This window comes from Actinoplanes sp. 13 (genome assembly GCF_056134165.1).
Genome location: NZ_JBVYOQ010000002.1, coordinates 543,676 through 557,694, shown reverse-complemented (window position 1 = coordinate 557,694; position 14,019 = coordinate 543,676). Strand labels below are relative to the sequence as shown.

Below are 14,019 nucleotides of genomic sequence, written 5' to 3'. Positions count from 1 at the left end.
CATGCCTGAACGTTTTGACAGCTATGACCGGGTAGCGGTGGTGACCGGAGGGGACTCCGGTATCGGTGCGGCCAGTGCCGTCGCGCTGGCCGGGGCGGGTTTCGACGTCGGCGTGACCTATCGGTCCGACCGGGACGGCGCCGAGAGGACCGCGGCGGAGGTACGCGCACTGGGGCGCCGCTGCGAAACCCGGCAGATCGACCTGTCCGAGCTGCCGGGCGCGGCCGACGTCATCGACGACCTCGCCGACGCGCTGGGCGGCCTCGGCGTGCTGGTCAACTGCGCCGGCACCGGCATCTCGACCCCCGTGGTGGACACCGGTTACGACCAGTGGCGTGAGGTCCTGGCCGTGGATCTGGACGGCCCGTTCCTCTGCGCCCAGCGCGCCGCCCGCCGCATGATCGCTGCCCGCCGCGGTGGCCGGATCATCAACATCACCAGCGTGCACGAGCACGCGCCCCGGGTCGGCTCGGGGGCGTACTGCGCGGCGAAGGGCGGGCTGGGCCTGCTCACCAAGGTGATGGCGCAGGAGCTGGCGGCCGACGGGATCACCGTCAACGCGGTGGCGCCGGGCGAGATCGCCACGCCGATGACCGGCAACGAGGACGTCGACCCGTTCACGGTGGACCGGCCGGGCGTGCCGGTGGGCCGTCCCGGCGACGCCCGCGAGGTGGCCGCGGTGGTGGCGATGCTGGCGTCGCCCCAGGCGGCCTACGTCACGGGCGCGTCGTGGGTGGTCGACGGCGGCATGCTGCTGATGGGCCCGCAGGCGGGTTCCCACCTGCAGAGCAGCGAGTGGCGCAACGGCTGATCGGAGATTTTCTGCAAGTTGCACAAACGACGCTCCCCACTGGACCTTGAGCACCCATCGTGACCATCGTGATACGCAGTGTCATCGATGGGTTCGGGAGGGTCCGGCATGCGACTGCTGCTCCAGGGCGCGTTCGACGATCTGTCCGGACGTTCGACCGATCGGCGTTCCATCTGGAGGTGGCCGACGTCTATCACACCGCGGAGGAGTCCGAGCCGATCCGCCGCTTCCTGGACGGGGAGCCGGACGACTTCGCCTGGCAGCAGCCGTGGCTGGACCTGATCCGGTCGGCCACGGCCGCCGGGCGCGCCGTGCAGCGGCTGCGGGTGATCACCGTCCCGCACGTGGAGTACACCCGGTGGCTGCTGACCATCTCGCATCTCAACGCCGAAGCCGGCGAGGAGATCCGCTGGCTCCCCCGGCACCAGGTCAACGGGCTGCCGATCACCACCGACGACTTCTGGCTGTTCGACGACGACCGGGTGGTGTTCACGCTGGCCGCGCCGGACGGGTCGTACGGCGGCGCGGAGACCGTCGACCCGGTGATCGTGCGGCACTGCGCCCGGATCCGCGCCGCGCTGTGGCCGGCCGCGATCCCGCACGCCGATTACGTCAGACTCTGACCACGCCGCCGCCGGCCCGGTGATGCGGCAGGGTCGCCACGTCCGGCAGGTCGAGCAGGTCGTCCGCGGGCGCGGCGATCAGCCCGTTGCGGTGCGCGATCAGCCGGCCCACCTCGACCAGCTCGTCGAGCATCAGGCCGAGCCGCGCGGTGGCCGTCTCGTCGCCGCCCCAGCCGAACAGCCGCCCGGCCGCGGCCAGCAGGTCGTCCCGCTCGACCAGCCCGGCGTCCAGCACCAGATATTCCAGACCCAGCTGGAGCTCCGGGTCGGCGACCTGATCCGGTGTGCGCTCCACGCCGTCGCCGGGCACCCGTACCGCCGGGATGGGCGGGTCGGCGGCAGTGACGAAGGCGCCGTCGAACCCCGCACCCGAGGCGCGGACGGCCGACTCGATCGCCTTGCGCAGCGCCGGGGTGACCCGGGCGATCGCCCACGCCTCCCGCAGCCGGTCGATCAGCGTGGACAGGTGCACCGGGCCCTCCACCTCGGCGATCCGCTCGACCGCGGGAACGAGCAGGGCCTGATCGTCGGCCCGGGCGCCGGCGGGCAGGGGCGCCAGGCCGGCCCGCTCGTAGGGCAGCGCCCACTCCGGCGCCTGGGCCGGGCGGGCGGAGAGCAACTCCTCGTCCGGTGCGGCGAAGACGTCCGGTGTGGCCAGCGCGTTCTCGATGGCCACCCGCAGCCGGGCGGCCTCCTCGTCGCGATGCTGGTGCCACGCGACGCTCCAGATCCGGTGCAGGTGCCAGCCCCGGGCGTGCAGGAGCTGGTCGTGCACCCGGTCCCGGTCGCGGGCTGACGGCGCCAGCCGGTACCCGGGTCCGTCGAAGCGGATGCCCAGCACGTACCGGTCGTTCGCGCGTACCCCCACCTCGACGCGGCAGGGACCGACGCCCACCTGGGGCGTCACGTCGTATCCCCAGCCCGCGACGGTTGCGAGGACGGAGTCCTCGAGGGCAGTGGACCGGTGCTCCGGCGCCGGGCCGCCGCGCTCCGCGTGGTCGAGGTACTCGGCCAGCCGGCGCTCGCCCTCCCCCGCGGACTCGTCCCGCGCCCCGGCCGGGATGGCGGTGACCACCTCGACCCGCTGCCGGGCCCGGGTGATCGCCACGTTGAGGCGCCGCGCACCGGTCGGCCCGCCGGCCGCGCCCAGGTCGGCACCGGTGCACACGATGATCACGTCGCGCTCGTCGCCCTGCGCGGCGTCGGCGCACTTGACGAAGAGGTCCGGCAACCGCCGGCCGGCCAGCGCGGCCTCGACCGCGTCGGCGACCTCGTCCACCTGCCCGGCGGTCAGGGTGACCACGCCGAGCGACAGGCCGGGCCGGGTGGTGAGGTGGTGCAGCACCCGGGCGGCGACGTCCCCGTCGGCGAACAACTCCACACCGACGTCCGCGCCGGACGGGATCGCGGCCGGGAAACTGATCAGCCGCCCGTGATAGAAGGCCTGGTTGGCGAACTCGATGAGGCTCTCGTGCCGGCTGCGGTAATGCCAGTCCAGGCCGAGCCGGGTGAACGCGCCGCAGTCGTTCGCCACCACCAGCACCGAGGTCCGGTCCGGCGCCGGCGGCAGCTGGGCGTCGTCGCCCACCACGATCAGCGACGTCCCGCGGTACGCGCACGCGACCGCCGCCGCCGGGGTCATCCGGGACGCCTCGTCGATGATCACCACATCGAACCGGGTCTCGGCGGGCAGGAGCCGGCTGACCGCGGCGGGCGGCATCAGCACGCACCGCTCGGAGACGGCCGCCTCGAGCACGGTGCCCGCCGCGTCGGCGAGCAGGGCGGCGTCGAGCCGGCGGAACTCCTCGACCAGCTCGGCGCGGGCCGCGCTCCCCAGCGGCTCCAGACGCTCGTCGCCGGCCACCACCTCGTCGATCCAGGCCCGGTACGCCGTCCGCTCGATCACCCGCACCACCCGGGCCGCCTCGACACCGTGGTCGGCGCAGTAGTCGGCGACCGTGTCCAGGCCGTACTCGGCCAGCACCTCCCGCGCGGCCAGGTAGTCGAACCACTCGCGCTGCCCGTCCGGGTCGTCGCGCAGCTCCCGCAGCAGGTCCCGGGCGGTCTCCAGACGGTCCAGCGCGGTGCCGAGGCGGACCTGGCGGGCCGGCCCGAACGCCTCGATGATCCGCTCGCGGGCGTCCTGCCAGGCCTCGATGAGCGGGGTAAGGTCGGTTGCGCTCACCTCGGCGGTGAGGGCGTGCGCCTGGTCACCGGTGAGCGGGGCGTCGACGCCGGTGCGCAGCGTGCGGGCCCGCGCGGCCCACTCGATCGCCTCGCCCAGCGCGCGCTGATCGGTCTCCCGGCCCCGGTACGCGCCACCGAGCGCCGTCTGGTGCCCGGGCCCCGCGGCGGCGAACGCGGCCTCGGCGTCCAGCACCCGCTGCCGGGCCTCGATCACGGTGGTCGCCTCCGCGACGTTCAGGTCCCGGCCGACCGCGTCGCCCAGTCGCCCGAGCAGCGCCGCCACCTCCCGCAGCGGCCCGACCTGCGCGCGCATCCAGGCGATCGCCGCCTGCACGCTGCCCTGGCCCAGCACCGGGCGGGCGGCCGGCTCGGGCTCCGCGGCGAGCGTGCCCCGCCAGTGCCGGAACACATCCCGGGCCTCGGTGACCGTGCGCAGCAACGTGTCGTCCGGGCGCTCGGCGCTCACGTGGTCGACCACGGCGGCCAGCGCCTCCGGCGGGGTCACCCGCAGCGCCTCGTCGGCGGTCTGCAGAGCCCGGCCGATCGCCCGGAAGTCGGTGTCCAGCCGACGCCAGTACCGCCCGAGCAGCCCGGCGTGCTGCCGCTCGGCGGCGAGCAGGCCCTCGTACGCGCGCCGCCAGGCCACGGCCAGCTCCAGCTCGGCGACGGCGTCCTCCACCGCGACGCCCGGCGCGGCGAGCCCGGCCACCGTCTCCTTGTCCCGCCGGTGCGGGGCGAGCAGCTTGCGGGCGCCCCGGTGCACGGTGGCGAACCGCTCGGCCAGCTCCTCGACCGGCGCGGTGAGCACCTCGTCGGTGAAGAACTCCCGCGCCGGCGCCCGGGCGGCGGCCACCGCCTCCACGTGCCGGCGCAGCGACGCCGCGGCGTTGTGCACCGCGCTCTGCGCGCCGGGCGCGAACCACGCCCGGTCCGGCTTGTCCGGGCGCCCGGACAGCTCGGCGAGCAGGTGCACCAGCTCCACGTCGGAGAAGGTCACCACGTCGGGCAGCCTGAGGCGGCCGGTCACCCGGTCCAGGTCACGCTGCTGGTGCTCCAGCTCGTCGGCGTCCGCGGCGAACCGGCCGGCCAGCGTCTTCGCGTCGGCGGCGGTGAGCGGCTCCAGGCGCACGGCGGGCGGGTCGAGCCGGGGCGGTTCCGGGATCCGGCCGTCGAGCGGGGCGGCCAGGTCCGCCCACCGCAGGCCGAGCCGGGACTCGACCTGCTCGGTGGCCTGCCGCAGCGCCTCGATCTGCTCGGCCAGATCGTCGGCGGCCTGCCGGACCGGGCGCAGCGCGGCCACGGTGAGCCACTGGTCGGGAACGTCCGGCGGGCGTTGCGCGGCGTGTGCGGCGATCTCCGAGAGCACCGCGGCGTCGGCCGGCAGGCGCAGGTGGAACGCGGCGGCCAGGGCGGCGTCCGGCGCGGTGGCCTCGGCGAGATCCTCCAGGGTGAGCTGGGCCAGGAACAGCGCGTCGTCGACCGGCTCTCGCTCGATCACCTCACGCCAGCGGAAGCCACCGCGCTCGGTGGCCGGGCGCCAGGCGGTGGCCAGGAGGGTGGCGGCCTCGCGGATCCGGTCCAGCGCGGCGCCGGTCAGGGCGGCGGCCTGGAAGCCGGGCGCGGGCGCCTCCGGCTCGCCCGCGAGGCGGTCGAATTCGCCGATCACATCGTGCAGGCTGCGGCCCAGCGGTTGGCGCGCTTCGTTCACGGCCCGGGCGTACGCGGTGAGCTGGTCCCGCCGCTCGCGGAGCAGGGCCCGGCCGGTCTCGTCCGGGCCCGGTTCCGGCTGCGCGGCCGTCGCCTCGGCGCCGTCCCGCTGCTCCCCGGCGCCCCATCGGTCGAGCAGGTGGTCGCCCAGCCCGACGGCGGCCAGCCGGGTCTGCACAGTGTCGAGCGCGGCGGCCTTCTCGGAGACGAACAGCACCCGCTTCCCGGCGTGCGCCAGCGCGGCGATCATGTTGGCGATCGTCTGCGACTTGCCGGTGCCGGGCGGCCCGTCGACGACGAAGCTGTGCCCCCGCAGGGCGGCGGACACGCAGGCGCGCTGGCCGGCGTCGGCGTCGAGGACCAGCGGCACCTCGTCCGGCAGGGTGTCTATCTCATCCTCGTCCGGGGCGATCGGGTCGAAGACGAAGGCTCCGGCGGTGCCGTCGGCAGCGGCCAGCGCCCGGACGACCGGGTGCGCGACGACGGTGTCCTCGTTGTCGATCAGGTCGCGGCGGATCTCCTCGGCGGCCGGGTCGAGGCGGGCGAGCACCACCGTGTCGGCGGTCCGCCATCCGGCGCGACCGGCGATCACGGCGTCGACCTGTGCCTTCATCGCCGCGGGGTCGAGCTCGGCCGCGGGCAGGGTCACGCCCATCGGCTCGAGCCGGGTCGCCAGCGCCGGGTTGACGCACGGGTCCCCGGCGCCGGCCCGCAGCTTCGGCATGTCGTCCGGGCTGTCGGCGACCAGCTCCACCGGGACCAGCAGCAGCGGGCTGGCGTGGCCGGCGCCGTCGCCGTCCTCCCAGTGCAGCAGGCCGACCGCGAGATGCAGCACCGGGACGCCGCGGTCCTGCTGCTCCTGCCGGGTGTGGCGGTGAAGGCGGCGCAACAGCGGGTGCAGCACGTCGGCGGGCAGCTCGGTGCGGAGCACGTCCCGCTGCTTCGCCCCGCCGGCGTTCTGTCTCGTCCGGTCCGCGCCCGTCTTCGTCCGGTCCGCGCCCGTCTTCGCCGTGTCCGCGCCCGTCTTCGTCCGGTCCGCGCCCGTCATCGTCGTGTCCGCGCCCGTCAGGAGGCAGTCGCCGCCCGACTGCAGCGCCTGCACCACGCCGGTCGCATCCGGGGTGACGATCTCCACCAGGTCGGCACCGCCGCGGGGCAGGTTGACGAGGCGGTTGGCCGCGCCCGGCTCGACGATCCCGTCGCGCCAGGCCGCGAGCGCCGCCCGGGCGTCGTCACCCGGGCCGGGCTGTTCTTCAGCATCATCCGGCCGCATGTGCTCATTCCAGCAAGGCGACGGCCGCTGTGGTGCCGATTTGCCCGGTTAGCCGGAAACGGTTACCCTGCCCCGCTCTCCTCCGAGCTGTTTCGGCCCCCTCCGGCGGACCGGTCAGCCTCGGCGGCGAGCCACCAGGACCGCGTCGTGGATCGTGATCGGGCGGCCGGCCGGATCCGTGAACGGCCGCGGGCGGGTGTCCGCCGCGACGACGTCCCACTGCTCCGGGCCCAGACCGGCGGCGATCTCCTCGGCCGTGAACAGCATGTCCGGGAAGTGCATCCGGCCGACGGAGGTGGCCAGGTCGGACGGGTGGTGCCCGACGACCAGCAGGGTGCCACCGGGAGCCACGGCGCGGGCCAGCCCGGCGTACAGCTCCTGCCGCGCCTGCGGCGGAAGGTGCATGAACTGTGCGGAAACCAGATCGTACGACCCATCAGCGGCCGGCTCCCGGCGCAGATCCACGTGGCTGAAGGTGATCCGCTCGGCCACCCCGGCGTCGGCGGCGTGCCCGGCCGCCCGTTCGAGCGCGACGGTCGAGATGTCCACCGCGGTCACCTCCCAGCCCCGGCCGGCCAGCCACACCGCGTCGGCGCCCTCACCGCAGCCGACGTCCAGGGCCCGGCCCGGCTTCAGCCCGTCGGCCTCGGCCACCAGCTGCGGGTTCGGGCGGCCGCTCCACACCGCCGGCCGGCTGCGGTACCGCTGTTCCCAGGCCTCCTCGGTGAACATCGTGGAGATCCGCTCCCGATAGCCGGCCACCGCGTTCCGGGTGTCCTCGGCGATCAGATCCAGGTTGATCGCGGCGGCCGCGGTCTGCCCACCGGCCGCGGCGACGGCGACGGTCGCCGAGAGGTTGGTGACGTTGCCGGCCGCCCAGACCCCCGGCACCGAGGTGGCGCCCTGCTCGTCCGCGACGATCCGGCTGCCCATCACGTGCCCGTGCATCTCCACGTCGGCCGGCTTCAGCCCGAGCGACTCGAGCAGCTCCGACCGTGCGACGAACCGCGGGCCGACGACCAGCGCGTCCACCGCCACCTCGGCGCCGGACTCCAGGCGCACCCCGGTCAACCGGTCCGCGGTCACCTGCACCGCGGCGATCGGGCCGGGCACCAGCGCGATGCCCCGGGCCGCCAGCTGCTCGGCCTGCTCCCCGGCCGGCTCCGGGTGACCGTTGAGCAGGAGCAGCACGTGCGGGCTCAGCTGACGCCACATCTGCGCCTGAAGGCTGCTCAGCGGCCCGCTCGTGATCACGCCGATCCGCTGGTCGCGCAGTTCCCAGCCGTGGCAGTACGGGCAGTGCGCCACGTCCCGGCCCCACCGCTCGCGGAGCCCGTCGATCTCCGGCAGCTCGTCGGCGAGTCCCGTGGTGACCAGCAGCCGCCGGCCGCGCACCTCCCGGCCGCCCGCCAGGCTCACCCGGAAAGCGTCACCGTCTCGCACCGCCGACTCGGCCCGCCCGTCGAGGATCTCCGCGCCGTAGCCGGTGATCTCCGCCCGCCCCGCGGCGAGCAGCTCGGACGGCGACTTGCCGTCGTGCCCGAGAACGTTCTGCATGTGCGCGGCCGGGGCGTTGCGCGGCTCACCGCTGTCGACCACCAGCACCGACCGCCGCGACCGGGCGAGCGCGAGAGCTCCACCCAGTCCGGCCGCGCCGCCGCCGACCACCACCACGTCGTAGGTCTGCTGTTCCACAGGTCTCCCCTTCCGTACCGTCTCCGCGTTCTCGCCCACCGTGCTCCACAGTTCGGCGAAACAGCAACTAATGTTGCCGGTATGGCAAAAGAACCCGAGGACGTGACCGCCGATCTGGAGACCGCCCTCAACGGCGTCGGACCACGACTGAGGGAGCTGCGGCAACGCCGCGAGATCACCCTCCACCGGCTCAGCGAGAGCACCGGCATCTCGGTCAGCACGCTGTCCCGCCTCGAGTCCGGCGCGCGCAAACCCACCCTGGAACTGCTGCTGCCGCTGGCCCGCGCCTATCAGGTGTCACTCGACGAATTGGTGGACGCGCCCGAGACCGGCGACCCGCGGGTGCGCGCCCGGCCGATCGAACGCAACGGCCGCACGTACATCCCGCTGACCCGCCGGCCGGGCGGCCTGCAGGCCTTCAAGCAGATCCTGCCGCCGGACGCCCCGGACTGCGACCGGGAACAGAAGACCCACGAGGGGTACGAATGGCTCTACGTCCTCTCCGGCCGGGTCCGCCTGATCCTCGGCGACCATGACATCACGCTCACGCCGGGCGAGGCCGCCGAGTTCGACACCCGGCTGCCGCATCTGGTGCTGAACCCCGGCCCCGAGCACGCCGAGATCCTCAACATCTTCGGCCCGCAGGGCGAACGCCTCCACGTCCGTGCCCGCACCACGCCCCGCTGACCCCGCACCACCGCCTGTGTGTGAAGTTCGGGTTCGCTGCGCACCCGAACTTCACACACCGCCCGGTGCAGCAGGTTGCGTGTGAAGTTGCGGTTCGGTACGCACCCGAACTTCACACACTGCCGGAGGGCGGGTGGGTCAGGTGACGACGTTGCGCAGGGGGCGGCCGGCGGTGAAGGCGGCGAGGTTGTCGGTGAGCAGGGCCGACGCGCCCAGCGGCCGTCCGCCCGCGGCGTGCGGGGTCACGATGACGCCGGGCTCGTCCCAGAGCGGGGAGTCCGGCGGCAGCGGCTCGGTCTCGAAGACGTCCAGGGCGGCGCCCGCGATGCGGCCGGCGCGCAGGGCGCCGAGGAGGGCGGCCTCGTCCACGGTGGCGCCCCGGCCGACGTTGACGACCCAGGCGTGCGCCGGCAGCAGGGCGAGGACGCCGGCGTCGAGGGCCCGGGTGGTGGCGGGCGTCGCGGGCAGGATCGAGATCAGGACGTCGGTGCGCGGGAGCAGGTCGGCGAAGGCGTCCCGCGTGACCACCGGGAAGCCGTGCCGGGTGCCGGGCGTGCGGGCGATGCCGGTGACGTCGGCACCGAGCGCGGCCAGCAGCGGGGCGAGGGTGGCGGCGATACTCCCGAAGCCCCAGACGGCCACGTTCGCGTCGCGCAGGGTACGGAAGTTGGCCGTCTCGTGGACCGGCTGCAGACCGCCCAGCTCGGTGGCCCAGCGGTGGCCGATCTGGGCACGGATCGACAGGTTGAGCCGGCGGGCGGCGGCCAGGACGAGGGCGAGGGTGTGTTCGGCGACGGTGCGGTCGTGCAGTCCCAGACCGGCCGTGACCAGCACGTCCGGGGCGAAGCCGGCCTCCAGGACCTGGTCCGGGCCGGCGGCGAGGGTCTGCACCCAGCGCAGGCTCTTCAGGCGGCGGGCGGCGTCGGCGAGGGTGTCCGGCGGGGTGCCCCACACCACCAGCACCTCGGCGTCGGTGTGCTCGGAGGGGATGGGCCGCCGCACGTCGTAGACGGCGGTCACGGCGCCCGCGGGCAGATCCGGGTCGAGTTCGATGGTGTCGGGCAGCAGGACCTTCATGGCGCAAGAATGCCACCGCCCGGGCCGCACGGCGCGCCGGGGAAGGCAGCGCGACGGGCCGGAGGGCGGCGGTCAGCCGCGCCGGACGTAGAGGGCCACCGTCGCCCGTTTCGGCTGCCAGAAACCGGCGCGTTCATAGCCGGCGAAGAAGGACCGCAGCTCGCGCCGCGTCGCGACCGGATCGGCGCGCTGGTCCCCGACCACGAACCAGATGCGGCGGGCCCCGGCCAGATGAGCCGCGGCGTCCGCGTGTTCGGTGGCGATCAGCCGGCCGGTACGCGCCGCCGGCACGGCCACCAGCGGGTCCGCCGGGCGGGACGGGAGCCGGTTCAGGTAGTGATCCATGCCGGCCCGGATGGCCCGGTTCCGCGGCTGGTAGACGACCACGTCCCCCGGCCGCTGCCGGTCGGCGATGAGCGACGCAGCCGTACGATAATCGGGTCCGTTCTTGGCCGTCGGGGTTCGCACCGCTTTCTGTCCCGGCACCGCCGCGGCCGCGAGCAGCAGCAGGACGGCCACCACGCGCACCGCGCCGAACCGGTTCCAGCCGTCCCGGCCGCCGGCCAGCGCGATCGCCGCCAGCAGGGCGAGCGGGGCCAGGACGATCAGCAGATAACGGGCCACCCACATCGGCGAGGCCAGCGCCGACACGACGGCCAGCACCACGACGGGAGCGGCGGCGAGCACCACGATCGGCGCGAGTCGGCGCATCGGCCGCCAGGTGGCGAGCACGGCGAGGCCGATCAGCAGCCCGGCCACCGGCGTGGAGCCGACGAGTTCACCCGGCATCTCGGCGATCCGGCTGAGCGAGATGGGTCGTACCCAATGCAGCTGGGTGTCGTCCTGGCGGGTGCCGAGCCAGGCGAGCGGGAGCAGCGGAACCATCGCGGCGGTCACTGTGCCGGCCCAGACGCCCGCGGTGCGCCGACGGCGGCTGCGCCAGGCGTGCAGGCCGATCAGCGTGGCGTGTGCGGCGAGGGTGGTCAGGGCCACCAGGTGGAAGAGGCCGAGGAGGGTGACGCTCAGGCCGTAGAGGATCCAGCGGTACACCCGGCCTCGGCGGGCCGCGCCGATCAGCAACAGCAGGGCGAGGACCGAGAAGAAGCAGGCGAAGGCGTACGGCCGGACCTCGGCCGCGTATCGCGAGGTGTTCGGCACGACGCACAGCACGAGCCCGGCGGTCAGCCCGATCATCGGGGTGAACAGGCGCCGTCCCAGCTCGGCGGCGAGCGCCACGGCGCCGGCCATCGCGATGATCGACGGAAGGCGGAGCTGCAGCTCGGAGGTGCCGGCCAGGTCGATCCAGTAGTGCAGCAGGGCGTAATAGAGGCCGAACACCGCGTCCAGGTTCTGGACCAGGTCCCAGATCTGCGGGAGCGACCGCTGGGCGACTTCGGCGGAGGTCACCTCGTCCCAGCTGAGCGCGGGGCGCCCGGCCTGCACGAGGCCGAGGGCGAGCATGAGCGCCCCGGGGATCAGTGCGGGCAGGAGGCGGGTGGCAGCCGGGCGCCGGCGAGCGGGGACGGGGGCCGGGCGTAACCGTGAGGTGGGCGGCGTCCTCGTCGGCGTCGGCGTCACGGTCACCCCCGCGGCCTGTAAAGATCTCATCGATCCGATTCACGGCTGAGCCTGCCGCGGAGTTCATCAGATCCTGGGGCGCGGCCGGGATTCCCTGACATCGTTCCGCGAAACACACGAAAGCGGGCCGCGGCGTACGCCGCGGCCCGCGATGTGCCAAAAGGGGTCAGCTGCCGATCGGGCCGCCGTCGGGACGCCAGGTCACCACGACCGCCGGCTTGGCGTAGTCGCCGTCCGGCCAGGTCGAGGCGGGCTTGTCGACGGTCGCGCCGCTGATCTCGCCCGGGTGCTGCACGGCGACGAAGACCGAGCGGTCGTCGCCGGTGATGAACGGGCCGCAGGTCTCGGCGCCCTTGGGCACGGTCAGGAACTGCTTGAGGTGACCGCGCTCCTTCCCCTCGATCGGGGTGGCGAACAGGCCGTCGTTGCTGCCCAGCGCGTTGCCGTCGGTGGAGATCCACAGGTTGCCGGCGCTGTCGAACGCGACGTTGTCGGGGCAGGAGATCGGCGAGACGGCGTCCTTGTCGTACCCGCCGAAGTAGGTCGACGCGTCGGCCGGGTCGCCGCAGACGATCGGCAGCGACCACCGGAAGGTGAGGCCGGTGTGGTCGCCGCGGTCCTCGACGAGCTCGAAGATGTGCCCGTGCTTGTTGGCGTTGCGCGGGTTGGCCTCGTCCGCGGCCGGGTTCGTGCCGACGCCCCGGTTGCTGTTGTTGGTCATCGCCGCGTAGATCTTGCCGGTGCGCAGGCTGGGCTGGACGTCCTCGGGACGGTCCATCTTGGTCGCGCCGACCGCGTCGCCGGCCAGCCGGGTGAAGGTCAGCACCTCGTCGGCGGTCATGCCGGGCACGAACGACCGGTTGCCGGAAACCAGCTTGATCCAGACGCCCTTGCCGTCGAACTTGCCGTCGGTGGGCAGCTTGCCGGTGCCGTCGATCTCGGTGGCCGGGCTGTCGCCGGTGACCTTGGCGACGTACAGGGTGCCCGACTCCAGCAGGGTCAGGTTGTGCCGGCGGGCGAGGTGCGAGCTGCCCTTCATGAACTTCTTGTCCGACACGAACTTGTACAGGTAGTCGAACCGCTCGTCGTCACCCATGTACGCGACGACCTTGCCGTTGTCCGCGACGATGACGTTCGCGCCCTCGTGCTTGAACCGGCCGAGCGCGGTGTGCTTGCGCGGCGGGGCGTCCGGGTCGAACGGGTCGACCTCGACGATCCAGCCGAAGCGGTTCGCCTCGTTGGGGTGCTTGGCGAGGTCGAAGCGCTCCTGCGCGCGGTCCCACTTGCGCGAGCCGCTGGGGTACCGGGCGGTGGTGGAGATGCCGTACCGGGCGAGCCTCGGCTTGGCCTCGGCCGCCACGGCGTCGCCGCCGACGAAGTACTGGTTGAAGTTCTCCTCGCCGGAGAGCACCGTGCCCCACGGGGTGACGCCGCCGGCGCAGTTGTTCAGCGTGCCGATGACCGTGCGGCCGGCCGGGTCTGCCGCGGTGCGCAGGTGCACCGAGCCGGCCGCCGGGCCGGTGACCTTGAACGTGGTCTCCAGCGCGGTGATCCGCCGGTTGAAGGGCAGGCGACGGCTCTTGACCGGCTTCCACTGGCCGCTGCGGCCGACCCGCTCCAGCTCGACCACGGACAGGCCGTGGGCGGCGATCGCGACCTTCAGCTGTTCCACGGTGAGGGCGTCCAGGCTGGTGAAGCCGGGGAACATGAGCTCCTCGTTGGTGTACTCGTGGTTGACCACGAGCAGTGCGCGCCGGTTGTCGGTGCCCGGGATCGGGAGCACGCCGACGAAGTCGTTGTTGTAGCCGAACTGCTTCGACTGGGCGGCCGCGGTCTGGTTGCCCAGGTTGAACGCGGGGGCGCCGGCCTCGACCGGGTCACCCCAGCGCATCACGATCGAGCTGCGGTAGCCCGGCGGGATGGTGACCTGGTCGAGGGTGTTCGGGGCGACCTTCTCGAAGGTCAGCTTGCCGGCCCGGACCGGGTGGTGGTGGCCACCGCCGTGCAGCAGGGCGCCGGCCGCGGTTCCCTCGACGGGAGCGGCGGCAGCCGGCGCCGCGGCGGCGCCGCCGAAGCCGAGCACCATGGCGCCGACCGCACCGGCGCGGACCACGCCGCGCCGGCTCATCTCGGTGTTGACTATGTCGCCCAGGTACGGGTTCGCGGACTCGTTCGGCACGGGGTGGTCACAGGCGTTGCCACAGCGGTACAGACAGGTCATCGCGTCCCGGCTGCCACCACTGTGCCCCAGCAGTGGAAGCAGACGGCGAATCTTGTCGGGCATCGAATCTCCTCGGTTTCACGTCGTCACCACATTCCGGTGACGACGGGCTGCCCGGACGCTAAGAAGCACAGGTGTACGGCAACCCCCGGGTCCCGGT

General features: G+C 73.8%; 8 protein-coding genes and 1 pseudogene. 3 read left to right on the top strand and 6 right to left on the bottom strand.

Features of this window, described 5'->3' with window-relative positions; translation table 11 throughout:
- Window position 1: 1 nt before the first annotated feature.
- Together AC0NH5_RS07060 and AC0NH5_RS07055 are read left to right on the top strand one after the other, a co-directional pair.
- Window positions 2-811, top strand: coding sequence for an SDR family oxidoreductase (locus AC0NH5_RS07060; RefSeq protein ID WP_474401116.1), 810 nt, complete (start codon window positions 2-4; stop codon window positions 809-811).
- Between the two features lie 179 nt (window positions 812-990).
- Window positions 991-1,434, top strand: a complete 444-nt coding sequence (locus tag AC0NH5_RS07055) for a DUF6879 family protein (protein WP_474401115.1) — start codon at window positions 991-993, stop codon at window positions 1,432-1,434.
- On the opposite strand, the gene AC0NH5_RS07050 is transcribed toward AC0NH5_RS07055, so the two are convergent.
- From AC0NH5_RS07050 to AC0NH5_RS07040, 3 genes and pseudogenes are all read right to left on the bottom strand, one after another.
- Window positions 1,424-2,053, bottom strand: a complete 630-nt coding sequence (locus AC0NH5_RS07050; protein ID WP_474401396.1) for a DUF3320 domain-containing protein — start codon at window positions 2,051-2,053, stop codon at window positions 1,424-1,426. The two genes, AC0NH5_RS07055 and AC0NH5_RS07050, sit on opposite strands and share 11 nt — an antisense overlap.
- A gap of 108 nt (window positions 2,054-2,161) precedes the next feature.
- Window positions 2,162-6,601, bottom strand: a pseudogene (locus AC0NH5_RS07045) (DUF4011 domain-containing protein); the annotation flags it as partial.
- A 114-nt stretch (window positions 6,602-6,715) separates the two neighbouring features.
- Window positions 6,716-8,296, bottom strand: coding sequence for an FAD-dependent oxidoreductase (locus AC0NH5_RS07040; RefSeq protein WP_474401113.1), 1,581 nt, complete (start codon window positions 8,294-8,296; stop codon window positions 6,716-6,718).
- 81 nt (window positions 8,297-8,377) lie between these two features.
- Here AC0NH5_RS07040 and AC0NH5_RS07035 point away from each other — a divergent pair, with 81 nt between their 5' ends.
- The gene (locus AC0NH5_RS07035; protein ID WP_474401112.1) at window positions 8,378-8,983 is read left to right on the top strand and encodes a helix-turn-helix domain-containing protein; all 606 of its coding nucleotides are present in this window, start codon (window positions 8,378-8,380) and stop codon (window positions 8,981-8,983) included.
- Window positions 8,984-9,121: 138 nt separating this feature from the next.
- On the opposite strand, the gene AC0NH5_RS07030 is transcribed toward AC0NH5_RS07035, so the two are convergent.
- The 3 genes from AC0NH5_RS07030 to AC0NH5_RS07020 all read right to left on the bottom strand — a co-directional run bounded on the left by AC0NH5_RS07030 (window position 9,122) and on the right by AC0NH5_RS07020 (window position 13,922).
- Window positions 9,122-10,060 carry an NAD(P)-dependent oxidoreductase gene (locus tag AC0NH5_RS07030; RefSeq protein WP_474401111.1) on the bottom strand — a complete coding sequence of 313 codons (939 nt, stop codon included), beginning with the start codon at window positions 10,058-10,060 and terminating at the stop codon, window positions 9,122-9,124.
- A 72-nt stretch (window positions 10,061-10,132) separates the two neighbouring features.
- Window positions 10,133-11,668, bottom strand: a complete 1,536-nt coding sequence (locus tag AC0NH5_RS07025; protein ID WP_474401110.1) for a glycosyltransferase family 39 protein — start codon at window positions 11,666-11,668, stop codon at window positions 10,133-10,135.
- A 136-nt stretch (window positions 11,669-11,804) separates the two neighbouring features.
- Window positions 11,805-13,922: a PhoX family protein gene (locus AC0NH5_RS07020; RefSeq protein ID WP_474401109.1), complete on the bottom strand. Its 2,118-nt coding sequence runs from the start codon at window positions 13,920-13,922 to the stop codon at window positions 11,805-11,807.
- Between the last annotated feature and the right edge of the window lie 97 nt (window positions 13,923-14,019).

What these genes read in the sequence shown, in the direction of transcription:
- AC0NH5_RS07020 (WP_474401109.1), bottom strand. Translation starts at nt 13,922, where the DNA reads ATGCCCGACAAGATTCGCCGTCTGCTTCCACTGCTGGGGCACAGTGGT.
- AC0NH5_RS07030 (WP_474401111.1), bottom strand. Translation starts at nt 10,060, where the DNA reads ATGAAGGTCCTGCTGCCCGACACCATCGAACTCGACCCGGATCTGCCC.
- AC0NH5_RS07025 (WP_474401110.1), bottom strand. Translation starts at nt 11,668, where the DNA reads ATGAGATCTTTACAGGCCGCGGGGGTGACCGTGACGCCGACGCCGACG.
- AC0NH5_RS07060 (WP_474401116.1), top strand. Translation starts at nt 2, where the DNA reads ATGCCTGAACGTTTTGACAGCTATGACCGGGTAGCGGTGGTGACCGGA.
- AC0NH5_RS07035 (WP_474401112.1), top strand. Translation starts at nt 8,378, where the DNA reads ATGGCAAAAGAACCCGAGGACGTGACCGCCGATCTGGAGACCGCCCTC.